The 21,477-nt window shown below is 70.9% G+C and carries 25 protein-coding genes; 18 read left to right on the plus strand and 7 right to left on the minus strand.

What is annotated here, in order from left to right; translation table 11 throughout:
- The first annotated feature begins 55 nt into the window (after positions 1-55).
- From ABEA10_RS35020 to ABEA10_RS35035, 4 genes are all read left to right on the plus strand, one after another.
- Complete coding sequence (locus ABEA10_RS35020; protein WP_345471348.1) at positions 56-208, plus strand: hypothetical protein; 153 nt, start codon at positions 56-58, stop codon at positions 206-208.
- Positions 209-276: 68 nt separating this feature from the next.
- On the plus strand, positions 277-894 hold the full coding sequence (locus tag ABEA10_RS35025; RefSeq protein WP_345471350.1) for a TMEM175 family protein: 618 nt from the start codon (positions 277-279) through the stop codon (positions 892-894).
- A gap of 85 nt (positions 895-979) precedes the next feature.
- Positions 980-1,582, plus strand: coding sequence for an RNA polymerase sigma factor (locus ABEA10_RS35030; RefSeq protein ID WP_345471390.1), 603 nt, complete (start codon positions 980-982; stop codon positions 1,580-1,582).
- Entirely contained in the window at positions 1,579-2,601 is a 1,023-nt protein-coding gene (locus ABEA10_RS35035; protein WP_345471352.1) for a CU044_5270 family protein, read from the plus strand. The genes ABEA10_RS35030 and ABEA10_RS35035 overlap by 4 nt, the downstream gene beginning before the upstream one ends.
- A gap of 78 nt (positions 2,602-2,679) precedes the next feature.
- On the opposite strand, the gene ABEA10_RS35040 is transcribed toward ABEA10_RS35035, so the two are convergent.
- Together ABEA10_RS35040 and ABEA10_RS35045 are read right to left on the minus strand one after the other, a co-directional pair.
- The gene (locus ABEA10_RS35040) at positions 2,680-3,156 is read right to left on the minus strand and encodes an Rv3235 family protein (RefSeq protein ID WP_345471354.1); all 477 of its coding nucleotides are present in this window, start codon (positions 3,154-3,156) and stop codon (positions 2,680-2,682) included.
- Positions 3,157-3,252: 96 nt separating this feature from the next.
- Positions 3,253-4,005 (minus strand): GntR family transcriptional regulator, encoded by a 753-nt coding sequence (locus tag ABEA10_RS35045; RefSeq protein ID WP_345471356.1) that lies wholly within the window; start codon positions 4,003-4,005, stop codon positions 3,253-3,255.
- Positions 4,006-4,218: 213 nt separating this feature from the next.
- On the opposite strand from ABEA10_RS35045, the gene ABEA10_RS35050 reads away from it, so the two are divergent.
- The 3 genes from ABEA10_RS35050 to ptsP are packed head-to-tail and all read left to right on the plus strand — an operon-like array spanning position 4,219 to position 7,226.
- The gene (locus ABEA10_RS35050) at positions 4,219-5,268 is read left to right on the plus strand and encodes an SIS domain-containing protein (RefSeq protein WP_345471358.1); all 1,050 of its coding nucleotides are present in this window, start codon (positions 4,219-4,221) and stop codon (positions 5,266-5,268) included.
- A 31-nt stretch (positions 5,269-5,299) separates the two neighbouring features.
- On the plus strand, positions 5,300-5,563 hold the full coding sequence (locus ABEA10_RS35055) for an HPr family phosphocarrier protein (RefSeq protein ID WP_345471360.1): 264 nt from the start codon (positions 5,300-5,302) through the stop codon (positions 5,561-5,563).
- Positions 5,556-7,226, plus strand: a complete 1,671-nt coding sequence (gene ptsP, locus ABEA10_RS35060; RefSeq protein ID WP_345471362.1) for a phosphoenolpyruvate--protein phosphotransferase — start codon at positions 5,556-5,558, stop codon at positions 7,224-7,226. The genes ABEA10_RS35055 and ptsP overlap by 8 nt, the downstream gene beginning before the upstream one ends.
- A 19-nt stretch (positions 7,227-7,245) precedes the next feature.
- Here the strand turns inward: ptsP and ABEA10_RS35065 are convergent, their stop codons facing one another.
- Complete coding sequence (locus ABEA10_RS35065; RefSeq protein ID WP_345471364.1) at positions 7,246-8,121, minus strand: polysaccharide deacetylase family protein; 876 nt, start codon at positions 8,119-8,121, stop codon at positions 7,246-7,248.
- A gap of 50 nt (positions 8,122-8,171) precedes the next feature.
- Here ABEA10_RS35065 and ABEA10_RS35070 point away from each other — a divergent pair, with 50 nt between their 5' ends.
- The 3 genes from ABEA10_RS35070 (at position 8,172) to ABEA10_RS35080 (ending at position 11,879) form a co-directional block, all read left to right on the plus strand.
- Positions 8,172-8,537 carry a MerR family transcriptional regulator gene (locus ABEA10_RS35070; protein ID WP_345471366.1) on the plus strand — a complete coding sequence of 122 codons (366 nt, stop codon included), beginning with the start codon at positions 8,172-8,174 and terminating at the stop codon, positions 8,535-8,537.
- 140 nt (positions 8,538-8,677) lie between these two features.
- A complete protein-coding gene (locus ABEA10_RS35075) occupies positions 8,678-9,943 on the plus strand; it encodes a glycoside hydrolase family 3 protein (RefSeq protein ID WP_345471368.1) in 1,266 nt (421 codons plus the stop codon).
- Between the two features lie 109 nt (positions 9,944-10,052).
- Entirely contained in the window at positions 10,053-11,879 is a 1,827-nt protein-coding gene (locus tag ABEA10_RS35080; protein WP_345471370.1) for a glycoside hydrolase family 3 protein, read from the plus strand.
- Between the two features lie 47 nt (positions 11,880-11,926).
- On the opposite strand, the gene ABEA10_RS35085 is transcribed toward ABEA10_RS35080, so the two are convergent.
- Positions 11,927-12,967, minus strand: coding sequence for an N-acetylglucosamine kinase (locus ABEA10_RS35085; protein WP_345471372.1), 1,041 nt, complete (start codon positions 12,965-12,967; stop codon positions 11,927-11,929).
- A gap of 81 nt (positions 12,968-13,048) precedes the next feature.
- Here ABEA10_RS35085 and ABEA10_RS35090 point away from each other — a divergent pair, with 81 nt between their 5' ends.
- From ABEA10_RS35090 to ABEA10_RS35110, 5 genes are read left to right on the plus strand one after another with little or no spacing between them, the layout of a single operon-like run.
- Complete coding sequence (locus ABEA10_RS35090; protein WP_345471374.1) at positions 13,049-13,978, plus strand: MurR/RpiR family transcriptional regulator; 930 nt, start codon at positions 13,049-13,051, stop codon at positions 13,976-13,978.
- A gap of 8 nt (positions 13,979-13,986) precedes the next feature.
- A complete protein-coding gene (locus ABEA10_RS35095) occupies positions 13,987-14,898 on the plus strand; it encodes an N-acetylmuramic acid 6-phosphate etherase (RefSeq protein WP_345471392.1) in 912 nt (303 codons plus the stop codon).
- 34 nt (positions 14,899-14,932) lie between these two features.
- Complete coding sequence (locus tag ABEA10_RS35100; protein ID WP_345471376.1) at positions 14,933-16,198, plus strand: ABC transporter substrate-binding protein; 1,266 nt, start codon at positions 14,933-14,935, stop codon at positions 16,196-16,198.
- On the plus strand, positions 16,195-17,160 hold the full coding sequence (locus tag ABEA10_RS35105; protein ID WP_345471378.1) for a carbohydrate ABC transporter permease: 966 nt from the start codon (positions 16,195-16,197) through the stop codon (positions 17,158-17,160). The genes ABEA10_RS35100 and ABEA10_RS35105 overlap by 4 nt, the downstream gene beginning before the upstream one ends.
- A complete protein-coding gene (locus ABEA10_RS35110; RefSeq protein ID WP_329251634.1) occupies positions 17,157-18,032 on the plus strand; it encodes a carbohydrate ABC transporter permease in 876 nt (291 codons plus the stop codon). Before ABEA10_RS35105 ends, ABEA10_RS35110 begins: the two co-directional genes overlap by 4 nt.
- Positions 18,033-18,087: 55 nt before the next feature.
- On the opposite strand, the gene ABEA10_RS35115 is transcribed toward ABEA10_RS35110, so the two are convergent.
- A complete protein-coding gene (locus ABEA10_RS35115; protein ID WP_345471380.1) occupies positions 18,088-18,711 on the minus strand; it encodes a TetR/AcrR family transcriptional regulator in 624 nt (207 codons plus the stop codon).
- Positions 18,712-18,833: 122 nt separating this feature from the next.
- On the opposite strand from ABEA10_RS35115, the gene ABEA10_RS35120 reads away from it, so the two are divergent.
- Positions 18,834-19,217 carry a nuclear transport factor 2 family protein gene (locus tag ABEA10_RS35120; protein WP_345471381.1) on the plus strand — a complete coding sequence of 128 codons (384 nt, stop codon included), beginning with the start codon at positions 18,834-18,836 and terminating at the stop codon, positions 19,215-19,217.
- A gap of 9 nt (positions 19,218-19,226) precedes the next feature.
- On the opposite strand, the gene ABEA10_RS35125 is transcribed toward ABEA10_RS35120, so the two are convergent.
- Entirely contained in the window at positions 19,227-19,763 is a 537-nt protein-coding gene (locus ABEA10_RS35125; protein ID WP_345471383.1) for a hypothetical protein, read from the minus strand.
- A 64-nt stretch (positions 19,764-19,827) separates the two neighbouring features.
- Here ABEA10_RS35125 and ABEA10_RS35130 point away from each other — a divergent pair, with 64 nt between their 5' ends.
- Positions 19,828-20,448, plus strand: a complete 621-nt coding sequence (locus ABEA10_RS35130; RefSeq protein ID WP_345471384.1) for a TetR/AcrR family transcriptional regulator — start codon at positions 19,828-19,830, stop codon at positions 20,446-20,448.
- Positions 20,449-20,561: 113 nt separating this feature from the next.
- Here ABEA10_RS35130 and ABEA10_RS35135 read toward each other — a convergent pair whose 3' ends face one another.
- Positions 20,562-20,768 (minus strand): hypothetical protein, encoded by a 207-nt coding sequence (locus ABEA10_RS35135; protein WP_329251647.1) that lies wholly within the window; start codon positions 20,766-20,768, stop codon positions 20,562-20,564.
- 150 nt (positions 20,769-20,918) lie between these two features.
- Between ABEA10_RS35135 and ABEA10_RS35140 the strand changes: the two genes are divergently transcribed.
- Positions 20,919-21,395 carry a hypothetical protein gene (locus ABEA10_RS35140; protein ID WP_345471386.1) on the plus strand — a complete coding sequence of 159 codons (477 nt, stop codon included), beginning with the start codon at positions 20,919-20,921 and terminating at the stop codon, positions 21,393-21,395.
- Positions 21,396-21,477: the final 82 nt, after the last annotated feature.

The following is a 21,477-nucleotide window of genomic DNA, read 5'->3' on the forward strand; positions in this document are numbered from 1 at the left end:
GAACGGCCCCGGGCGGATCTCCGATCCGCCCGGGGCCGTCTCGCGTGCAGAGCCGGTGGCCCGTCTGCCACCGGGCGGGTCCGGTTCCGGGTCGGCGGCCTCCGTCGGCGCCGGGATCGGCCATGCCTCGGTCGTCACCGCGCTGTACCGAGCTGCGGCCGCCTACGAGGCACAACTCGGCGGGTTCCCGCACGCCCCGCTGCTCTGACCGGCCGTCCCCAGCGCACCTTCCGCGGTGGATCGTCCCCGTACGGGATCGGCCGCTAGCTTGTTGCGGTGTCCGCCCTCAAAGAACCACACCGGTTGATTCTGTTCACCGACGCCGTCGTGGCGATCGCCGTCACGCTGCTCGTGCTCCCGCTCGTGGACGTCGTTCCCGAGGTCGCCCGAGAGCACCGCCCCGCCACCGAGGTGATCACCGGTCACCAGCCCGAGATCTGGACCTTCCTCCTCAGCTTCGCGGTGATCATCAGGCTCTGGCTGTCGCACCACAAGGCGTACCAGCACGTGCGGGCGTACTCCACGCCGTTGCTGCTCTGTAACAGCGCCTGGCTGCTGGCCATCGTGGTGTTGCCGTTCTCCACCGAGATGGTGGGCGTGTTCGACAGCAGCCGGTTCACGACCGGCCTCTACATCGGTACGGTCCTCGTCGCCGCCGGGCTGCAGGCCGCGATGTACCTCATCATCCGGAGCGACCCCGAGGTGGCCTCGCAGGACAACCCCGTGCCGGGCGAGTTCGTGCTCGGGCCCGTCACCGCGACCGTCCTCCTGCTGTTCTCCCTGGTCGTCGCGCTGGCCGTGCCGACGGTCGGCTACTGGGCCCTGCTCCTGTTGCTGCTGTCCGGCCCCGTCGAGTGGGCCTGGCGCCGGCGGCGAGCGGTCGCCGAAGCCTAGAAAAAAGCGGGAACCGCGACGCCCGATCACACCAAGTACCGGATGAACCGACGCGCACGCGCAGGACTTGGAGAACCGGTTGGTGATGATCGATACATACCCGCATCCGGAGACCGGTGAGGTGAGCGACAGCGAGAGCATCCGCGCGTCGCTCACCGATCCGGAGAGATTCGCCGAGATCTTCCACCGGCACTGGGACGAGATCCACCGCTACGTCGTGCGGCGGCTCGGGCCCGAGGCGGGCGAGGACGTCGGCGCCGAGACCTTCGCCGTCGCCTTCCGCAGCCGTGGGCGGTACCACCTGGACCGGCCGGACGCCCGGCCCTGGCTGTACGGCATCGCGACCAACCTCATCGGCCAGCACCGCCGGGCCGAACGGCGCCGCCATCAGCTGCTCGCGCGTACGCCCGCCGAAGGCGAGACCGCATCGTTCACCGACGGCAGCGACGCACGGGTGACCGCCGAACTGCTCGGCCCCCGCATCGCGACCGTGTTGAAGAACCTGTCCGCGGCCGACCGCGACCTGCTGCTCCTCATCGCCTGGGCCGACCTGACGTACGAGGAGGCCGCCGAGGCGCTCCAGGTGCCGATGGGCACCGTCCGCTCCCGCCTGCACCGTGTCCGCAAGAAGATCCGCCGTGCGTTCGGCGGCGTCGACCCCATGCGATTTCAGGAGGAGAACCGATGATCGACAAGGAGATCGCGCTCGTCCGTGAGGCGCGACCGGCCGACCTTCCGGACGACGCCGCGGTGAAGGCCCGGGCTTGGGCCCGCCTGCAGGCCGAGATGGCGTCGCCCGGCGGCCGCGCGTCCGGATCCCGTCCGCTCCACCGGCGCATCGGCTGGCGGCTCGGCGCCGTGGGGGTGATCGCGGCCGGTGCCGCCGCCGCCGTGGTCGTGACCCAGGTCGGCGGATCCGCGCCGTCGGGCAAGCCGAATGTCGGACCCGCGCCCAGCCTCGAGCTGGCCGCCCAGACGATCGAGCACCAGACGGTCCCCAGACCGCGGGCGAACCAGTGGGTGTACGCGCCCGAGCTGCGCAACTGGGCCATGGCGCCCGGCAACAAGATCGGCACGCTGCGGGGCAAGGTCAAGGTCGAGCAGTGGTGGCGGTTCGACGGCAGGAGGATCGCCGAGTCCATCAACGGTTCGAAGGTCACCATTCAGGGTGTCCTGCGACCCGGAGAGAAGCTCCGCCCCGGCCACGTCGTTTCCGGCGTCGACGGCGGCTGGGTCTCGGGCCCGGCCATCTGGAGGAGTTCGCCGCGCTGGATGTACGACTACGTGGCCAAGCTGCCCACCGATCCGGACGCGTTGCTGGCGAAGATCCGGCACGACGTCAAGGACCGCGGGAACGACACGTCCACCTTCGGGCGCATCCAGCAGATCCTCGACGACGACAAGCTGATCCCGCCGAAGACCAACGCCGCCCTCTACCGCGCGCTCGCGAAGATCTCCGGAGTACGGATCGTTCCGGGAGTCAAGGATCTCGCCGGCCGTACCGGCGTCGCGGTCGTCCGCGACGAGAGCACGATCCGCGTTGAGATCATCCTCGACCCGAAGACGTACCAGTACCGGGGCTGGCGGTCCGTCGCGCTCAAGGACCAGTACGCCAAGAAGACGCTCATCGCCCGGGCGGGCAAGGTCCTGAACGACACCGCCGACCAGGACGCGCGTGTGGTCGACCAGCCCGGCGTACGCGGCTGAGCCGACTCCACGCGCGACATCCGCTGGCGTGACGCGCCCGGGAACCCGCGTGCGGGGCCGTGGTTCCCGGGCGGTCATTCACGCCGGAACGGTCGTCTCGATCGCGGCGCAGCGCCAGCGCCGGTCGTGCTCCAGCCGCAGCGCGAGCGCCTGGACGCGCGGGCCGACCAGCGCCACCGCCGCCACCTCGGCGACACCCGGCTCGGGCTCACAGACCCGCACCGTGCCCAGCCGGGGCGCGGCCCGCCCGGACAGGCGCGACGACAGCGACCCGAGCCGCTCGAACAGGCGCGGTGTCGTACGTCCGGCCAGGTGGTGGTACGGCCGGACGCCGGCCAGGACCTCGAGGACGAGCCGGGCGATCAGCCGTGCCTCCGCCCGCAGGTCGGGCGGGTCCTCGCGTACGACGCCGAGGACGGGCCGGGGCGGCCGCCGGTGCGGCGGGCCGGAGTCCAGGGCGAGAGCGAGTGACCCGTGCACCGCGATCGCGGCCGGTTCACGCCCCTCGTACGGGATGAGGCGGATCGGCGAGCGTGCGGGCGTTCGCCTGCGCATGATGAGACCTCCCTGATGTGCGGGCCGCCGGACGGCGGCGACACACAGAGAGGTCTCAGCGGAGAGGGAGATACATCCTGGCCGGATGCGGACAGCTCACCGTCCGGCCGCTCGGCTCCGACGGGGGATCTCCAGCGCGCTGTGCAGCTGGTAGCGGTCGGCGCGGTAGGTCGAGACGGCGAGTTCGACGCAGGTGCCGTTCATGAACGACCGCCGTTGCAGCAGCAGCACCGCGCTGCCGCGGGCCAGGTCGAGCAGCCGGGCGTCGGCCGTGTCGGCGATGCCGGCCTCGATGGTCTGCTCCCCGGCGTCGAACACGATCCCGAAGCGCGTCTCCAGCACGTCGTACAGCGACGCGTCGCTCAGCGGCGTGTCCGGCAGCCCCGGCGCGACGGTCAGCGGGATGTGCGAGCGCTCGACGGCCATCGGCTCGCCGTCCGCGGTGCGCAGGCGCTCGACGACGTGGACCCCGGTGCCCGGCGGAACGTCGAAGACCCGCGCCAGGTGGGCGTTGGCCGGCGTCGTACGGCGGTCGAGGTCGCGGGCGCCCGGTTCGAGGCCCCGGGCCCGCATGTCCTCGGTGAAGGACACGAGCCGCAGCGGCATCTCGATCTTGGGCCGGGCGACGAACGTGCCCTTGCCCGGCACGCGGTACAGGCGGCCCTCGGTGACGAGATGGTCGACGGCCTGCCGTACCGTCATGCGTGACAGCCGGTAACGCTGGCACAGCTCCCGTTCGGAGGGAATGGGCGCGTCCACCGGCAGTTCGGCGTCCTCGATCAGGTCGAGGAGGATCTCCCGGAGCTGGAAGTACTTGGGTACGGGGCTGGTCGGATCGATCTTGCCCATGGGGTACCTCTGGCAGCGATGTCGGGGAGTGAAGTATGGTTCATACTGGTCTAGTCCGGACTAGACCACACGTCCCGTCAGCGTGTCAATGCAGGTCAGAACTACGAAGACGTAACGACGCGATTACGCGCCGACAGGCACGCGGAGCCGGACGCACAGCCGTGGACCCGCGCACGGCGGGAGCCGTAGATTCCACACGGCGAAGGAGATCCCATGACCGACACTTCCCGTATGCGCAGCGAGATCGGTGAGCAGGCCACCGCGCTGAACGCGACGCTCGACGCGCTGTTGCCCCGCGTGGCCGAGGTCGGCGTCCTGGGTCGGGAGACCCGGCAGGTGCTGTTCATCGCCCGCGGTTCGTCCGACAACGCGGCCGTCTACGGAAGTTATCTGGTCCAGACGCACGCCGGCCGGCTCGCCACCCTCGCCTCGCCCTCGATCGCGACGACGTACAAGAAGAAGATCGACCTGTCCGGCGTGCTCGCGGTGGCGATCAGCCAGTCGGGCCGGACCGAGGAGATCGTCGAGACCCTCGACTGGGCCGCCGGCTGCGGTGCGCGCACCGTCGCGGTCACCAACGGGGAGGGTTCGCCGCTCGCCGAGGCCGCCCAGCTCGCGCTCGTCACCCGGGCCGGGGACGAGATCGCCGTTCCCGCGACCAAGACCTACACCACCCAGCTCGCCGCGCTCGCCGTACTCGGCATCGGCCTGGGCGCCGAGGTCGACATCGCCGACCTGCGCCGCGCGCCGGAGGAGGTCGACCGGCTGATCGCCGCGACCGAGGCCGCCGACGCGCTGCCCGAGATCGTGGAGGAGCTCGCGAGCGTGCCCGGCGCGGTCGTGTCCGGCCGCGGCATCGCGTACGGCACGGCGCTGGAGTTCGCGATCAAGCTGAAGGAGGCGTGCTACCTGCACGCGATGGGCCTGTCGTACGCCGACCTGCTGCACGGGCCGATCGCCGTCGTCGACGACGACACCCCGGCGATCCTGGTCGCCGCCGACTCCGGGCCGACGCTTCCGGGCACGGTCGCGCTGGCCGAGCGGGTCACCGCGGCGGGCGCGAAGGCGTACGGCATCGGCGGCGGCCGTATGCTGGCCGAGGCGTCCACACGTGCGCTTCCCGGTCCGGACCTGCCGGAGTGGGTCGCGCCGCTTGCCCTGATCGTGCCGGGTCAGCTGATCACCGAACGGCTGGCCCGCCGCCTGGGGATCGACCCCGACATGCCGCGCGGTCTCGGCAAGGTGACGCAGACGGATCAATGATGGGGCCCGTAGCGACAAGGGAGACTGTCTGATGGCCGAGCGCCGTGTCACGGTGCAGACCGAGGTGGGGCTGCACGCCCGCCCCGCCGCCTTGTTCGTCCAGGCCGCGACGAAGGCGCCGATGGACGTGACCGTGGGCCGCCCGGACGCCGATCCGGTCAACGCCAAGAGCATCCTGCTGGTGATCGGGCTCGACGTCCGCCACGGCGAGGAGATCGTGATCAGTGCCGAGGGCGACGGCGCCGACGCCGCCCTCGACGAGGTCGTCGCGACGGTGACCGCGAACGGTGCCTGACCGCCTCAGCGGTCTCGGCGTCAGCCCCGGCGCCGGCACCGGACCGGTGCGCACGATCGCGGGCGCGGTCCCCGAGCCGCCCGTGGGTGAACGCCACGAGGGCGACGCCGCCGCGGAGACGGCACGCGCCCTCGCGGCCCTCGAAGAGGTCGCCGCCGACCTGGAGAAGCGTGGCGACCGGGCCGGCGGCGAGGCACGGGACGTCCTGGCCGCGCAGGCGATGATGGCCCGCGACCCGGGCCTGGCCGAGCTGGCCGGGCAGAAGATCGCCGACGGCACCTCGGCTCCGCGCGCGGTGCACGAGGCGTTCGGGGTGTTCCGCGACATGCTGGCCGGCGCGGGCGACTACATGGCCGCGCGCGTCGCCGACCTCGACGACATCCGCGACCGTACGGTCGCCGTGCTGCGCGGCCTGCCGATGCCGGGCGTGCCCGACTCCGACGAGCCGTTCGTGCTGGTCGCCCGCGATCTGGCGCCCGCCGACACGGCGCTCCTCGACCCCGCGAAGGTCGTCGCCTTCGTCACCGAGGAGGGCGGCCCGACCAGCCACACCGCGATCCTGGCCCGCTCCATGGGCGTGCCGGCCGTGGTCGCCTGCCCCGGCTGCACCGCGCTCGCCGAGGGCACCGTCGTGCTGGTCGACGGCGGTTCCGGCGACGTACGCCCCGATCCGTCCGCCGAGGAGGTCGCCCGCGCCCGCTCGGCCGCCGGGGCGCGTTCGGCGGCGCTCGCGGCGACGACCGGCCCCGGCGCGACCGCCGACGGGCACGCCGTGCCGCTGCTGGCCAACATCGGCGGCCCGCAGGACGTCGCGGCGGCCCTGGCCCACGGCGCGGAGGGCGTCGGCCTGTTCCGCACCGAGTTCCTCTTCCTGGACCGTACGACGCCGCCCGGCGAGGACGAGCAGGAGGCCGCCTACCGCGCGGTCCTGCAGGCGTTCCCGTACGTGGTCGTGCGCGCCCTCGACGCGGGCGCGGACAAGCCGCTGGGCTTCCTGCCGGCCACGGGGGAGGAGCCCAACCCCGCCCTCGGCGAACGCGGCCTGCGCATGCTGCGGCGGCATCCGGAGGTGTTGGCGGGCCAGCTCGCCGCCCTCGCCCGCGCCGCCCGCGGGCTGCCGGTCGAGCTGCTGGTCATGGCACCGATGGTGGCGGACGCCGCGGAGGCGCGGGAGTTCGCCGAGGCGTGCCGGGCGGCGGGCGTCACGCGGGCGGGCGTCATGATCGAGATCCCCGCGGCGGCGCTGCGGGCCCGTGACCTGGCCGTCGAGGCCGACTTCTTCAGCATCGGCACCAACGACCTCGCCCAGTACACCTTCGCCGCCGACCGGCAGGTGGGCGCGCTCAGCCGGTTGCAGGACCCCTGGCAGCCGGCCGTGCTCGACCTGGTCGCAGTCACCGCCGAGGGCGCGGGCGGCAAGGCCTGCGGGGTGTGCGGCGAGGCCGCGGGCGACCCGGCGCTGGCGTGCGTACTGGCCGGCCTCGGCGTCACCTCGCTGTCGATGAGCCCGCCGTCCCTGCCCGCCGTACGCGCCGCGCTCGCCGCCCACACGCTCGACCAGTGCCGCCACGCCGCCATCGCCGCACGCGCCGCCCACGACGCCGCGACTGCCCGCAGCGCCGCCCGCGAGGCTCTGCCCGCCCTGGCCGGCCTCGGCCTGTAGCCCCGCCGGCTCCTCGTCATCAGCTCTGGCGTGGGTCGGCCGTGCGCAGATAGTGCTCGGCGATCTCGTCGCTGGTGGTCAGCCAGACGTCCGGCTGCGCCGCCAGGTACGCCAGCGCCCGGTCGAGGTACTTGGCGCGGAACGCCTGACCGATGGAGAACGGGTGCAGGGCCAGCGCCATCACCCGCCCGCTGTGCGCGGAGTCGGCGTGCAACCGCTCGTACTGGTCGGTGACGATCTGGAGGAACTCCGGCCCGGTGGTGCCGTTGCCGAAGAGCATCAGGTCGTTGAGCTCGACCGAGTACGGAACGCTGATCATGCCGGGTACCCGCAGCGGATACGGCTGGTCGTCGTTGGTCCAGTCCAGCAGGTAGCGGAAGCCGAGGTCGGCCAGCAGCCGCGGGGTGTGGAACGTCTCGGTCAGGCCGGGCCCCATCCAGCCGCGCGGTCGGTGGCCGGTGCCCTCGGCGATGGTGTCGGTGATCTCGGTGAGGACACGACGCTCGTCCTCCAGGTCCATACCGGTGTGCAGGATCGAGTTGGTCCGCCCGTGCGCCAGCCACGCCCAGTCCCGCTCGACGCCGGCCTTGACGATCTGCGGGTAGTGGTGGACGACGTCGGAGTTGAGCAGCACGCTGGCCCGGACGCCGTGCCGGTCCAGGATGTCGGTGATGCGCCAGATGCCGACTCGGGCGCCGTAGTCACGCCAGCCATGGTTGAGTGCGTCGGGCACCAGGTCCGCGGTGCCGGGCCAGATGCTCGTGGACGGGCGGCCGGGCAGGAAGTGCTCGACGTTGAGCCCGACGTACACGGCGACCCGGGCGTTGCCGGGCCAGGTGATCGTCGGCCGTTCGGTGATCGGGCTGTACTCGAAGAGATCCAGGTCCTGTGTCATGCCGGCACGGTAAGACCTAACATCAATGTCAGGTTCAAGCGAGGAGTGACATGCGCATCGGTGAGCTGGCGCGGCGGACCGGGGTGAGTGAGCGGTCCTTGCGGTACTACGAGCAACAGGGCCTGCTGGCCGCCGACCGTACCCCGGGCGGCCAGCGCGACTACCCGGACGCCGCGGTCGACCGGGTCATCCGCATCCAGGAGCTGTTCGCCGCGGGGCTGCACAGCAGGAAGATCGCGGAGCTGCTGCCCTGCATGCGTGACGCCGACGGCGGCCCCTCCGAGATCGCCGACGCGAAGCTGGTCGCCGAGCTCACCGCCGAACGCGACCGCATCGACCGCATGATCGGCGACCTCATCACCTCCCGCGACGTCCTCGACGACGTCATCACCGCGGCATCGGAGCCCGGCGACTGACCGGTGAGTCCGGCAGTGCACCGGTCCCGACCGGGGCGGCGACGGCTCTCCTTGCTCACACGGCCTCTTTACTCACGCGAGTCATGCCGGCCGGTGCGGAGGGTTTGCTCTCGTCCGTGGGACTCATTAGCGTCATGCGGGTGCGACGGACGTTCGGGTGGAGGTTCGTGACCGCCATCGCCGCTGGTGCGATGGCCGTTTCGGCGTGCCACGAGTCCGGCGCGCGGTCGGCCACCAGCCCGGCCCGGAGCGCCTCCGCGCGGGACTCGGCGTCGCCGACGCCCGTCGCGCCCGAGGTCGCCCTCGTCAAGAAGATGAGCGTGCGCGAGAAGGTCGGGCAGCTGTTCATGCCGACCATCCCCGGTTCCACGCCCGCCCAGGGTGCCAAGCTGGTCGAGCGGTACCACCTCGGCGGGGTGATCTACTTCCCGGTCAACCTGCGCACCCCGCGCCAGACCGCGCAGCTGTCCAACGGCCTGCAGAAGGCCGCGATGAAGCACGGTGGCGTGCCGCTCGTCATCAGCACCGACGAGGAGCAGGGCCCCGTCTCGCGGCTGCCCTACGTCACCCGGTTCCCGGCCAACAAGTCGCTCGCCTCCGGCCGGCATCCCGACGACGACGTCCGGACCGCCGCCCGGGTCACCGGCGAAGAGCTGCGTGCGGTCGGCATCAACCAGGACAACGCCCCCGACGCCGACGTCAACATCAACCCGAACAACCCGGTGATCGGCATCCGGTCGTTCGGCGCGGACCCCAAGAAGGTCGCCCATTTCGTCGGCGTCGCCATCGACGCCTACCACTCCGCCGGCGTGGCGGTCGTGGCCAAGCACTTCCCCGGCCACGGCGACACCGACACCGACAGCCACACGGGCCTGCCGATCATCAACCACAGCAGGGCGAAGTGGGAGCGCGTGGACGCGCCGCCGTTCAAGACCGCGGTCGATCACCACGCCGACGTGATCATGACCGCGCACATCGTCGTCCCGGGCCTGGACAAGTCCCGACTGCCGGCCACGATGTCCAAGACCGTGCTGAGCGGGCTGCTCCGCGGCACGCTCGGGTACCACGGCGTGATCATCACCGACTCCCTCCAGATGGCCGGCGCGACGATCAAGTTCGGGCCGGAGGAGGCGGCGGTACGCGCGGTCGTGGCCGGCGCCGACATGCTGCTCATGCCGAGGGACCTCGGGCGCGCCTACAACGCGGTGCTCGCCGCGGTGAAGTCCGGCCGGATCTCCAAGAGCCGCCTCGACGACGCGGTCACCCACATCCTCCACATGAAGTACGAGCGGGAAATGTTCCGCTCGCCGTACGTCGACGCGGCGAAGGCGTCGCACGTCATCGGATCGAAGGAGCATCGGGAGGCCGCCCGCAAGGTGGCGGCCGACGTCCGTTCTGGCGGCTGATGTCCAGTGCTGGCCGTTGACGTCCTTCCCTGCGCGTGACTAAGTTTCAGCTCGCTGGCCAGGGCCAGTCATTTTCTTTCGCGCATCTCGGGGGCGGAAGGAGTTACCGATGTCCCGTCGCCGACGGCTCATTGCCATAGGTGCGGCGTCAGTGGTGGCCGTGGCCGGTATCGGCTCAGGTACCGCCAACGCGGCACAGGCCGGGCACCAGCCCGGCAAGGACAAACGCGTCCTGAAGATCTTGAACAGGATGACGCTCGAGGAGAAGGTCGCCCAGCTCTTCGTGCTCCAGGTGTACGGCACGAGCGCGGACACGACCGATCCGACGGCGGTCGCCGCCAACCAGAAGCTGTACGGCGTCGACAACGCTCAGCAGCTGATCGCCAAGTACCACCCCGGCGGGATCATCTACTACTCGGTCGACCCGCCGAACGTCACCAGCCCGGCGCAGGTCGCGCACCTGTCGAACGGCATCCAGCAGGCGGCCATGAGGCAGCGGGTGCCGATCCCGGTGACCATCGCCACCGACCAGGAGCAGGGCGCGATCGTCAGCCGGATCCCGGCGCCGTTCACCCAGTTCCCCGGCAGCCAGGCCCTCGGCGCGGGACGTACGCCGAAGGACGCGTACACGAGCGCGAAGATCACCGGCCAGGAGCTCAAGGCGATCGGCATCAACACCGACTACGCCCCCGACTCCGACGTCAACGTCAACCCGGCCAACCCGGTCATCGGCGTACGGTCCTACGGCTCGGACCCGACGCTGGTGTCGCAGTTCGCCGCGCAGGCGGTCGACGGCTACCAGGCGGCCGGCGTCATCCCCACGGCCAAGCACTTCCCCGGCCACGGCGACACCGATACCGACAGCCACACCGGCGTGCCGATCATCAACCACACGAAGGAGCAGTGGGAGAAGCTCGACCTGCCGCCCTTCAAGGCCGACATCGCGCACGGCATCGACTCGATCATGACGGCGCACATCATCGTCCCGGCGCTGGACCCCTCCGGCGACCCCGCGACGCTGTCCAAGCCGATCCTCACCGGCATCCTGCGCGACCAGCTCCACTACGACGGCGTGGTGGTCACCGACGCGCTCGGCATGCAGGGCGTCCGCGACAAGTACGGTGACGACCGGGTGCCGGTGCTGGCGCTCCAGGCGGGTGTGGACGAACTGCTCAAGCCGCCGACGGACTCCGCCGGCAACGGCCTGTTCAAGGTCCAGTACGACGCCGTGCTGAACGCCGTGAAGAGCGGACAGCTCAGCGAGTCGCGCATCGACCAGTCCGTCTACCGGATCCTGCGGGTCAAGCTGCGCCATGGCCTCTTCCAGCACCCGTACGTGGACGAGAGCAAGGTCGCCAAGCGGGTCGGCACGCCGTCGCACCTCGCGACCGAGCAGGCGATCACCGACAAGACGACGACGCTCGTCAAGAATGCCGTGCTGCCGCTCCCGAAGGACAACCGCAAGGTCCTCGTGACCGGGTACGGCGTCTCGACCACCCAGACGCTCGCGAACGACATCGGCAAGCGCGGGCCGGTCACCTCGGTCCTGCAGACGGGCATCAGCCCCACGCAGGCGACGATCGACAAGGCGGTGGCCCAGGCGAAGGACAACGACGTGACCGTCGTGACGACCAACGCCGCCTGGAACATCAAGGCCAACGGTCCCGGGCAGCAGAACCTCGTCAAGGCGCTCGTCGCGACGGGCAAGCCGGTGATCGTGGCGTCGGTGCGCGACGCGTACGACATCGGGTACTTCCCGGAGGCACAGAACTACCTGGTGACGTACGGCTACACGCCCGCGTCGCTGGAGTCGCTCACCAAGGTGCTGTTCGGTGAGATCAGCCCGCAGGGCAAGCTGCCGGTCATGATCCCGGTGGCCGGCCATCCCGACCAGACGCTCTACCCGTACGGGTACGGGCTGACGTTCGCGAAGTGACCGAACGGCCGCGGGACGGTCGGGAAACCGCCGTCCCGCGCCCGTTCCTAGGCTCTGACGCGGTGGGCGGCGAGGCGCGCGGCGCCCACCGCGCCGTCGCCCGCCGGCGTGGGTGCGACGCCGAAGCGGCTCACCAGGCCCTCGCGCACCCCGTCGGCCACCGGCCCGCTCTCCAGCAGGGACCCGGCGACCACGAGGCCGAACCCGGGCTTCTCCCGGGCGGCGAGCAGCTCATCGAGCGCGGGGCGTACGGCGTCGACGTTCTCCAGAAGATGCCGGACGGCCTCCGCGATGATCTCGATCGCGACCGGGTCGCCCTGCTCCGCCGCCGCGCTCACCTGCGGCGCCACCTGGCCGATCGTGGCGGGCCGCTCGGCGTAGACCTTCCTGATGATCGCCTGGGGCAGATCGGTTCCGGGCCAGGTGCTGCCCGCGGTCGGCGCGCCGCTCGGCGCGACGACGGACGGATCCAGGCCCGCCAGCAGAGGCCCGGCCTCCTCGCCGAGGAGGGCGCGCGGCATGGTCTCGGCGAGGACCGTCGCCCGGCCACGGCCGTCGTAGGCGCGCATCGCGGCGCGTACGCCCTCCCGGCCGATCCACACCGCGGATCCCTCGTCCCCGATCAGGTAACCGTTGGCGTCGGAGCGGCGTTCGATCTCGCCGGCGTCGATGACGGCCGCGCCCGCGCCGGTGCCCGCCATGACCACGATGCCGGTGCGTTCGGTGCTCCCGGCGGCGAACGCGACCGGGATGTCGGTGACCACCTCGGGCTCGCCCGGGATGCCCGCCGCCGCCCAGGCGGTGTTGGCGGAGGCGACCGCGCGCGGCCGGTTGGCGGCTCCGGCGCCGGCGATGCCGAAGACGCCGTTCACCACGCGCGCGGGGTCGAGATCCTGCAGAGCGTCCGTGAGGGCGGCGGTCAACGCCCGGGTCAGCTCGTCGGCGGTGCCGCCGCCGGAGTTGGGATTGGCGCCGGGCCCGGTGCCGTAGCCCGCGACGACGCCGTCGAGCGTGACGATCGCCGCTCGCGTGCGGGTGCCGCCGGCGTCGACGCCGACCACGTAGGGACCGATCGGGTTAGAGCACACATAGTGACGGTAGAACATCGGCCGCCGCCATCGGAACATCAGCCGTTGACATCACATGGTTTTCGTAAGAAACTTTCCGCCATGAGGAAGGTCGGGCCCGAATCCGGGCTGGGGGCCGACGCCACAGGCGCATCTCCGCTCAGCACAGTCGTCCGCGTCCGTTCGCTGCTGCCATCACTGCCACCTGCGGAGGCACGCGTCGCGCAGCGGGTCATCGACGACCCCGAGGCGGTCGCCAGCTCCACGATCACCGAGCTCGCCCAGGCGTGCGGCACCTCCGAGACCACCGTCATCAGGTTCTGCCGCGCGATCGGCTTCTCGGGCTATCCCGAGCTGCGACTCACGCTGGCCACCGAGGCGGGCCGGGCACAGGGAGTGACCGGCGGCCGGGTCGTGGGCAGCGACATCAGCGCGGACGATACGCTGGAACAAATCGTCGAAAAGATCGCCTTCGCCGACGCCCGCGCGGTCGAGGAGACCGCCAACCAGCTCGACATCGAGGTGCTCGGCCAGGTGGTCACGGCGATCGCCGAGGCCCGCCGGGTCGACATCTACGGCGTCGGCGCCAGCGCCTTCGTGGCCTCGGACTTCCAGCAGAAGATGCACCGGATCGGCCGGACCTCCTACGCGTGGTCCGACGCCCACATCATGCTCACCAGCGCAGCGGTTCTCGACGCCTCCGACGTCGCCGTCGGGATCTCCCACACGGGGTCGACGGTCGAGACGATCGATGCCCTCAGCGTCGCCAAGCGCCGCGGCGCCACGACGGTGGCCCTCACCAACTTCCCTCGCTCTCCGATCGCCGACGCCGCCGACCTGGTGCTGACCACGGCGGCCAGGGAGACCACGTTCCGATCGGGAGCGACGGCGAGCCGGCTGGCCCAGCTCACCGTGATCGACTGCGTGTTCGTCGGCGTCGCGCAGCGTACGACCGAGATCAGCGAACATCTGGAGGCGACACTCGAGGCGGTCAGGGTCCGCCGGGTGCGCCCCGAGCGGAGGCGCAGGTGAACGACAGCATGCCCCTGGCGATGCTGGGGACCGTACCCACCGAGGTACGCAACCCCCGCACCACCGAGATCGACGTGCTGCCCACGCTGGAGATACTCCGCCTGATCAACAACGAGGACACCAGAGTTCCGGGCGCCGTGGCGGTGGCGCTGCCGCAGATGGCCAAGGTCGTCGACCTGGAGGTCGAGGCGCTGCGCGGCGGCGGCCGGGTGCACTACTTCGGCGCGGGCACGTCCGGGCGGCTCGCCGTCCTCGACGCGGCCGAGCTTCCGCCGACGTACGGCATCGAGCCCGGTCTGGTGGTCGCACACCACGCGGGTGGCATGGACGCCATCTCCCACGCGATCGAGAACGTCGAGGACGACGCCTCGCTCGGCGCCCGCGACGCGGGCGAGGTGAACGCCGGCGACGTCGCGGTCGGCATCACCGCCAGCGGCCGTACCCCCTATGTCGTGGGCGCGCTGCGCCAGGCCGCGGCCGCGGGCGCGCACACGGTGCTGATCAGCTCCAACCCGGCCGCGGCGGCCGGGGCGGAGGTCGAGGTGCACATCGCGGTGGACACCGGACCGGAGGCCGTGTCGGGCTCGACGCGGATGAAGGCCGGCACCGCAGCCAAGCTCGTGCTGAACGCCATGTCCACGGCGGTGATGGTGCGGCTCGGCCGCACCTACTCCAACCTCATGGTCAGCATGAGCGCGCTCAACTCCAAGCTCCGCGGACGGCTGGTCAAGATCCTGGTGGAGGCGACCGGCATGGACGCGGAGACGTGCGAGGCCGCCCTGGCCGATGCGGCAGGCGACACGCGCACCGCCCTTGTCTCCCTGTTGTGCGACGTCCCGCCGGGCCGAGCCGCCGAGGCGCTGGCCGCCTCCGGTGGCTCCGTCCGCGAGGCGATGCGCACGATCCGCGGAGACGCCTGATTCCTCGGGGGTTAGAGAAAGGGTCCACCTCCTTATGCGTAAGTTCTGCACGGTCATCACGGCGCTCGGCGTCGTGCTCGCCGCCCCGGCATGCGCCCCCAGTACCAAGAGCGGCGGTGACAAGGTCACCCTCACCGTGCTCTCCTGGCGACCCGAGGACACGGCGGGGTACGCGAAGATCTTCGCGCCGTTCGAGAAGAGCCACCCGAAGGTCAAGGTCAAGTTCAAGCCGATCAAGAACACCGAGTACCTCACGGTGCTGCCGACCGAGCTGAAAAAGGCGACGGGCGGCCCCGACGTGGTGCAGCTCAAGCCGTACGGCCCGATCCAGTCCCTCATCTCCGCCGGCAACCTGGCGCCCCTCGACGGCCAGGTCGACGTGAGCAAGTGGGACCCGACGGTGCTCCAGGCGGCCAAGGGCAAGCAGGACGGCAAGCTGTACGGCGTCCCGTACGCCATGCAGACGCTCTCGGTGCTCTACAACAAGAAGATCTTCGCCGACCAGCAGATCCAGCCGCCGACGACCTGGGCACAGTTCATCGCGGACTGCGACAAGCTGAAGAAGGCCGGCATCACGCCGCTGTCCACGAGCGGCCTGCAGCCGTGGGTGCTCGCCATCGACCACCAGATCTTCGGCGCGACGCGCTACGGCGGCGACGACTTCGCCAAGGCGGCGGTGGCCGGCCAGAAGAACTTCACCGATCCCGACTACACGGCCTCGCTCGACGTGACGGCCAAGCTCAAGCCGTACTACCCGGACAAGGTCACCGCGGTCGACTACCCCGACGCGCAGACCCTGTTCACCAGCGGCAAGGCCGCGATGTACCCGGGCGGTTCGTATGAGGTCGGGCCGTTCACCAAGACCAACCCGGACCTGCAGATCGGTTCCTTCGACGCCCCGCCGGCCCCGGGCGCCAAGGTGAACCACGCGCTGACCTCGGGCTTCGTCGACGGCTCCTACGGCGTGAACGCGCACTCGGAGCACAAGACCGAGGCGATGGAACTGATCAAGTGGATGGCGACGCCGGAGTTCGGCCAGCTGTACGCCAACACGCTCAAGCAGATCTCGGCCGTCCCCGGCGTGACCCCCGGCGACCCGCTGCTCGCGCAGACGTACCAGGGCTTCAAGACCCACGGCGCGACGTACATGATGGTCGTCGACTTCGGCTACGGGAACCCGCTCGGCCGCGACCAGGAGGGTGAGGCCCTGCAGAAGATGCTGGGCGGCACCTCGGCCGCGGACGCGGGCAAGCTCGTCCAGAAGGGCATCTCGGCGTGGTTCAAGCCCAGCGGCGGATGACGTCGACGACCGAGCCGGTCGAGGTCGCCGGTCCCGGCGGCGGGAGCTCCCGCCGCCGGGGGCGGCGGCGCTGGCCGCTGCTGCTGGTGTTCCTGCTGCCGGCGCTCGTGCTGTACACGGTCTTCATCGTGTACCCGCTGGTGTCGGCCCTGCAGTACAGCTTCTTCGACTGGACCGGCACCCGGCAGGACGGCTTCGCCGGCCTGGCGAACTTCCGTGACCTGTTCACGAAGTACCCGCTGAGCGAGCAGGTCTGGCGGGCGCTGGCGCACAACTGCGTCTTCTTCATCGGCACCATGCTGATCCAGACCACGGGCGGGCTGCTGCTGGCCACCCTGCTGCACCGCTCCCGGCGCGGCAAGCGCTTCCTGCAGACCGCGTACGTGCTGCCGCACCTGGTCAGCCCGATCGTGGCCGGCTACCTGTGGTCGCTGATGCTCAACCCGCAGTTCGGCGCGGTCAACGCCGCGCTGCGCGGGATCGGCCTCGGCTCCCTCGCCCAGCCCTGGCGCGGCGACCCCCACCTGGCGCTGCCGGTGGCGATCGTGATCAACGCCTGGCAGTGGGTGGGCTTCCCGATGCTGCTGTTCGCCGCCGCGCTGGCCGGCATCCCCGAGGAGTACCACGAGGCGGCGCGGGTGGACGGCGCGTCGGCCTGGAAGAGCTTCTGGCGGGTGACGTTCCCGCTGCTCACGCCGGTGCTCGGCATCGTCACCGTGCTGACCTTCATCGGCAACTTCAACATTCTGGACCTGATCTACGCGTTGCAGGGCTCGAAGGGCAACCCGGCGTACTCCACCGACGTGCTCGGCCTGCTGTTCTACCGCACCGCCTTCGAGAACCCCGACGCCAACGCGATCGGCCAGTCCTCCGCGCTCGCGGTCTGCATGTTCATCCTGATCTTCGGGATCTCGGCCGTGGCGAACCGCTTCTTCCGCCGGATGGAGGCACGCCTGAAATGACCACCTCCGTGCTGGAACCGGCGGTCGCGGTCGCGCCCGCCCGGCGGCGCCGCCGTCGCCCGAGCCGTGGCGCGGTCGCCTCCACCGTGCTGCTGTGGGTGTACGCGGTGGCCGCGCTGGCGCCGCTCATCATCATGGCGCTGGGCTCACTGCGCACCGAACAGGACCTCGCCACCAAGCCGCTCGGGTTCCCGACGCACCCGGCCTTCGAGAACTACGCGAAGGCGTGGTCCGAGGGCGGGTTCAGCTCCTACTTCGTGAACTCGATCCTCGTCACGGTCGGCGCGGTGGTGCTGGGCACGGGCGTCGCGGTCCTGGCCGCGTACCCGCTGGCGCGCTATCGCTTCCGCGGTCAGGGCCTGCTCACCGCGTACTTCCTGGCCGGCCTGATGCTGCCGATCCGGCTCGGCATCGTGCCGGTGTTCTACCTGCTCAACTCCATCGGCCTGATCGACTCACGGATCGGCCTGATCTGCGTGTACGCCGCCAGCGGCGTGCCTTTCGCGATCTTCGTGCTGACCGCGTTCTTCCGCGGCCTGCCGAACGAGCTGGAAGAGGCCGCCCGCATCGACGGGGCCGGTGAGCTGCGCATCTTCGCCCAGATCATGGTGCCGATGGTCCGGCCCGCGCTGACGACCGTGGCGCTGTTCCAGTTCATCCCCCTGTGGAACGACTTCTTCTTCCCGCTGGTGCTGATGGAGGACGACAAGTACACGCTGCCGGTGGGCCTGACCCGCTTCGTCGCGGAGTTCGAGGCGGCACACGCCCAGCTGTACGCGGGCCTGGTCATCACCACGATCCCACTGGTCCTGCTGTTCCTGCTCGCCACCAAGCAGATCGTCGCCGGCCTCACGGCAGGCATGACGAAGTAGCCCGGGGGGATCAGCGGTGAACGGCCGCCTGCCGGTGCGGTGTCCGCTGCGTTGCTCACCGGGGCCGGGGGCGTAGTCCGTCGAGGATGAGCTGGGCGATATGTGCTGAGCGTTCGCGGCTGGTCTCCGCGCCGGCGTGGCGGATCGCGGCGAAGGCGCCGGCGACCAGGGCCATCACCTCGTCGACGGTGAGGTCGTCGCGTACGACGCCGGCCGCGTGCGCGCGATCCAGCAGGTTCGCGACATGGCGGGTGATGTCCGCCGCGACATCCGGAGCGGCGGTGCGCAGGTCGAACTCGGCGGCCACCAGCGCGCTCTTGACCGCCACGTTCTCGGCGCCGGTGGCCATCATCCGGGACAGCAGCGTGAACAGGGCCGCGGGATCGCCGGTGGCGGCGAGCACTTCTGCCTCCGCCACCAAGTGCTTCAGCTGATCGGTCGCGACGGCGAGATACAGCGCCTCCTTGGCCGGGAAGTGTCGGTGGACGGTGCCGGGGCCGACGCCCGCGCGACGGGCGATCTCATCCAGCGAGACACCCAGGCCCTCCGTCGCGAACAGCCGTTGCGCGGTCCGCAGGACGCGCTCGCGATTGCGGCGTGCGTCGGCGCGCAGCGCGCGGTCGCTGCGCCGAGCTGCCGGCGGCTTCGCCGGTGTGGGATCGGGCGGCTGGCTGGACATGGGCCCCTAGCTTAACCGGGGCGCCGCACCGTATGCTCCTGAGCGTAACCGGGGCGGCGCACCGCTTAATGGCGTGCGTCGCTCGTCCTGACTCGGCCTGCGGGCCACGAGGAGATACGCCGATGACCACACGCGAGGACGCCAGCGACCTGGTGCGGCAGATGCAGGAGTGCTTCAACAGCCGGCAGTTCGACAAGGGCGCCGATCTGCACACGCCCGACTTCTTCAGCCATCCGCTCGGCACCACCGGATTCGAGGCGGGCAAGGACGCCTGGCGCATACTCGTCGCCCGGCATCCCGACATGCGCGTCGTGGCCCAGGACATCCTGGTCGACGGCGACAAGGCCGCCGTCCGCTCGACCGTGGAGGGGATCGCGGTGCCGGACGGCGACGGGCGGCCCATGCTGTTCGAGATCTTCCGCTTCGACGATGGCAGGTTCGCGGAGATGTGGGGTGCCGCTACGGGATTCCCGCCCTCGGCCGGCCCCGAGGACGTGCTCGGCTAGCCGGGGAGCTCAGGCGCCTCGTCGCCTGCGTGGGGCGATGGTGTAGCTGAAGGAGATCACGAAGTCGATCGCCAGCACGAGCCCCCAGGGGACCATCACCGACCACGGTTTCAGGGTGCGGTGAACGTCGCCGACGAGCAGCGTGAAGGTGCCCAGCACGGCCGCCGCCACGACGTAGGCGAGGAGATGGCGAAGCCATTGGCCGCGTTCGTAGGCGGCGTGGGCCCGTCCGGTCCTGGGCGCCTTCGCGGGTGCGGGGCCGCCCGCGAAGCGATGGGCGTACCGCTGGTCGGCCCAGCGGATCATCTGGTGGCCGAAGGCGAGCGAGACGCCGATGTAGATCGCGGCCAGACCGTGCGCGGGTGACGCGGGTGCGCCGCTCCGGAGGTCGATGACCGAGGCCGCGAGCAGGACCACGTCGACCATCGGGACACTGACCAGCAGGATGTTGCTGAGCCGCCGGGCGCGAAGGAGATAGCGGGTCGCGAGCCCGCTCACCAGCAGCACCCAGAACCCGATCTCGCATCCAACGATCAGGAAGATCACAACGCACCTTATTTCGCACGACCGTACGAAAAAGAAAATAACACGACTGTGCGATAATGGCCAGATGCCGAAGATCGTGGACCACGAGGCACGCCGGCTGGAGCTCGCCGACGCTGTCGGTCGCGTCATCGCCCGGGAGGGGGTGAACGAGGTCTCGATCCGCTCGGTCGCCGCCGAGGCCGGCTGGTCGTCCGGCGCGCTGCGGCACTACTTCACCACCCGCGCCGAGCTGCTGGCCTTCGCCTGCGAGCAGGTGGTACAGCGGGTCACGACCCGGATCGCCGGCCTGAGGCATACCGGCACCGTCCATCAGGCGGTCCGCGACACGCTGCTGGAGACCATGCCGATCGACGCGCAGCGTCACACCGAGGCCGCCATCGCCTTCGCGTTCCTGGCGCTGGGCCTGAGCGATCCGCACCTGGCCGAGGTCCAGCGCACCCACTTCGACGGCATGTACGGGCTCTGCCTTCAACTCATCGAGGGCCTGGACTCCGAGGGCCTCCTGGCCCCCCACACCACCTCGACCGAACTCCTCGCCCGGCGCCTGCACGCCCTCGTCGACGGCCTGTCCATCCAGCGGCTGGCCGGCCACCTGCCCCCGGAGAGCATGATCACCCAACTCGACGCCTACCTGGCCGAAATCACCCTCGGCACCGACGAGACCCGAGATCTTGTTCGTCGATAATCGTGCGCTGTCCGCTCCGGCGGGTGTTTCGGGCGGCGGCAGCTGATTTTCGGGCAGCCGGCGCGTCGGTGGACCTGCGGCGTCGCCGTGCCGGCGAGTCGGGGCGGTGGTGTTCAGTCGCCTGCCGCGCCGCTGGGTGTCTTGCTGACGAGTTTCCAGCCGTGTCCGCTGCATCCGTCCTGGAGCGGCGGAAACCGGTGTCCCTTCACGTCGGTCGACCACTGATGGCCACAGTCGGAGTCGCACTCATAGATGCCGCTGACCGGCACGACCTGGCCCGGTTGGAAAACGTCGCCTTCGCTGACCTGCTGGTTCGTCATGCCGGGGTGCTACCCGATCAAGTAGGCGACATGCGTCACCCGGATCTCGCGCGGGCCTGGGACCGCGGACGGGTGTGCCACCATCGTGCCCGTGACCTTGGAGATTCCGGGTGATGAGCGGATTTTCGCCCCCCACGAGAAGCATGCGAGGTGCTGACCCGCGTGTTCGGCTTCGGCGACGCCGGTACGTTGCGCTACTCGGCCCAGGTGGAGCGGACCGGTGAGCCGCTGCTGCTCGCCGGGCTGGACGTCCCGTACATGGGGACACCGGTGCCCGAGGAGGTGCCGATGGCGGTGCAGGCGGGCGCGGTGGTGCCGTCGCACGTTCACACCGACGGGTGGTGGATCTGGTCGGAGGCGCTGGCCTACTACGCCTGGCGGTACGGCATCGCGCCGGAGCCGGAGTTCCTGCGGCACATCCGGGCGCGCGGCTACCGGTACCCGGAGGTGGCCCGCGCCGCGCTGGACCGGGCCGCCGCGATGGTCCGGTCGCCGGAACACCGGCCGCGCGCACGGCCGGGCGGCCCGCTGCGGATGGACCCGGAACGACGGCGCCGCCTGGTGGAGCCCGACCGGCGGCAGCGCGAGTGTACCGAGCGGCGCCGGGCGAACCCTCCAGAGGACTAGTCCGTGAATGGTCCTTAGGTGGGCGCGCGGCAGCGGACTCCGGCGTGGTGGTCCGGTGTCTGGTGGAGGCTGATGGGTCAGG

The sequence above is a fragment of the Actinoallomurus oryzae genome, assembly GCF_039541955.1.
GTDB classification, from domain to species: domain Bacteria; phylum Actinomycetota; class Actinomycetes; order Streptosporangiales; family Streptosporangiaceae; genus Actinoallomurus; species Actinoallomurus oryzae.

Excerpts from the sequence above, each read along its gene's own strand:
- ABEA10_RS35030 (WP_345471390.1), top strand. The coding sequence starts at position 980 with ATGATCGATACATACCCGCATCCGGAGACCGGTGAGGTGAGCGACAGC.
- ABEA10_RS35035 (WP_345471352.1), top strand. The coding sequence starts at position 1,579 with ATGATCGACAAGGAGATCGCGCTCGTCCGTGAGGCGCGACCGGCCGAC.
- ABEA10_RS35040 (WP_345471354.1), bottom strand. The coding sequence starts at position 3,156 with ATGCGCAGGCGAACGCCCGCACGCTCGCCGATCCGCCTCATCCCGTAC.
- ABEA10_RS35045 (WP_345471356.1), bottom strand. The coding sequence starts at position 4,005 with ATGGGCAAGATCGATCCGACCAGCCCCGTACCCAAGTACTTCCAGCTC.
- ABEA10_RS35050 (WP_345471358.1), top strand. The coding sequence starts at position 4,219 with ATGACCGACACTTCCCGTATGCGCAGCGAGATCGGTGAGCAGGCCACC.
- ABEA10_RS35055 (WP_345471360.1), top strand. The coding sequence starts at position 5,300 with ATGGCCGAGCGCCGTGTCACGGTGCAGACCGAGGTGGGGCTGCACGCC.
- ABEA10_RS35065 (WP_345471364.1), bottom strand. The coding sequence starts at position 8,121 with ATGACACAGGACCTGGATCTCTTCGAGTACAGCCCGATCACCGAACGG.
- ABEA10_RS35070 (WP_345471366.1), top strand. The coding sequence starts at position 8,172 with ATGCGCATCGGTGAGCTGGCGCGGCGGACCGGGGTGAGTGAGCGGTCC.
- ABEA10_RS35080 (WP_345471370.1), top strand. The coding sequence starts at position 10,053 with ATGTCCCGTCGCCGACGGCTCATTGCCATAGGTGCGGCGTCAGTGGTG.
- ABEA10_RS35090 (WP_345471374.1), top strand. The coding sequence starts at position 13,049 with ATGAGGAAGGTCGGGCCCGAATCCGGGCTGGGGGCCGACGCCACAGGC.
- ABEA10_RS35095 (WP_345471392.1), top strand. The coding sequence starts at position 13,987 with ATGCCCCTGGCGATGCTGGGGACCGTACCCACCGAGGTACGCAACCCC.
- ABEA10_RS35100 (WP_345471376.1), top strand. The coding sequence starts at position 14,933 with ATGCGTAAGTTCTGCACGGTCATCACGGCGCTCGGCGTCGTGCTCGCC.
- ABEA10_RS35105 (WP_345471378.1), top strand. The coding sequence starts at position 16,195 with ATGACGTCGACGACCGAGCCGGTCGAGGTCGCCGGTCCCGGCGGCGGG.
- ABEA10_RS35110 (WP_329251634.1), top strand. The coding sequence starts at position 17,157 with ATGACCACCTCCGTGCTGGAACCGGCGGTCGCGGTCGCGCCCGCCCGG.
- ABEA10_RS35115 (WP_345471380.1), bottom strand. The coding sequence starts at position 18,711 with ATGTCCAGCCAGCCGCCCGATCCCACACCGGCGAAGCCGCCGGCAGCT.
- ABEA10_RS35120 (WP_345471381.1), top strand. The coding sequence starts at position 18,834 with ATGACCACACGCGAGGACGCCAGCGACCTGGTGCGGCAGATGCAGGAG.
- ABEA10_RS35130 (WP_345471384.1), top strand. The coding sequence starts at position 19,828 with ATGCCGAAGATCGTGGACCACGAGGCACGCCGGCTGGAGCTCGCCGAC.
- ABEA10_RS35135 (WP_329251647.1), bottom strand. The coding sequence starts at position 20,768 with ATGACGAACCAGCAGGTCAGCGAAGGCGACGTTTTCCAACCGGGCCAG.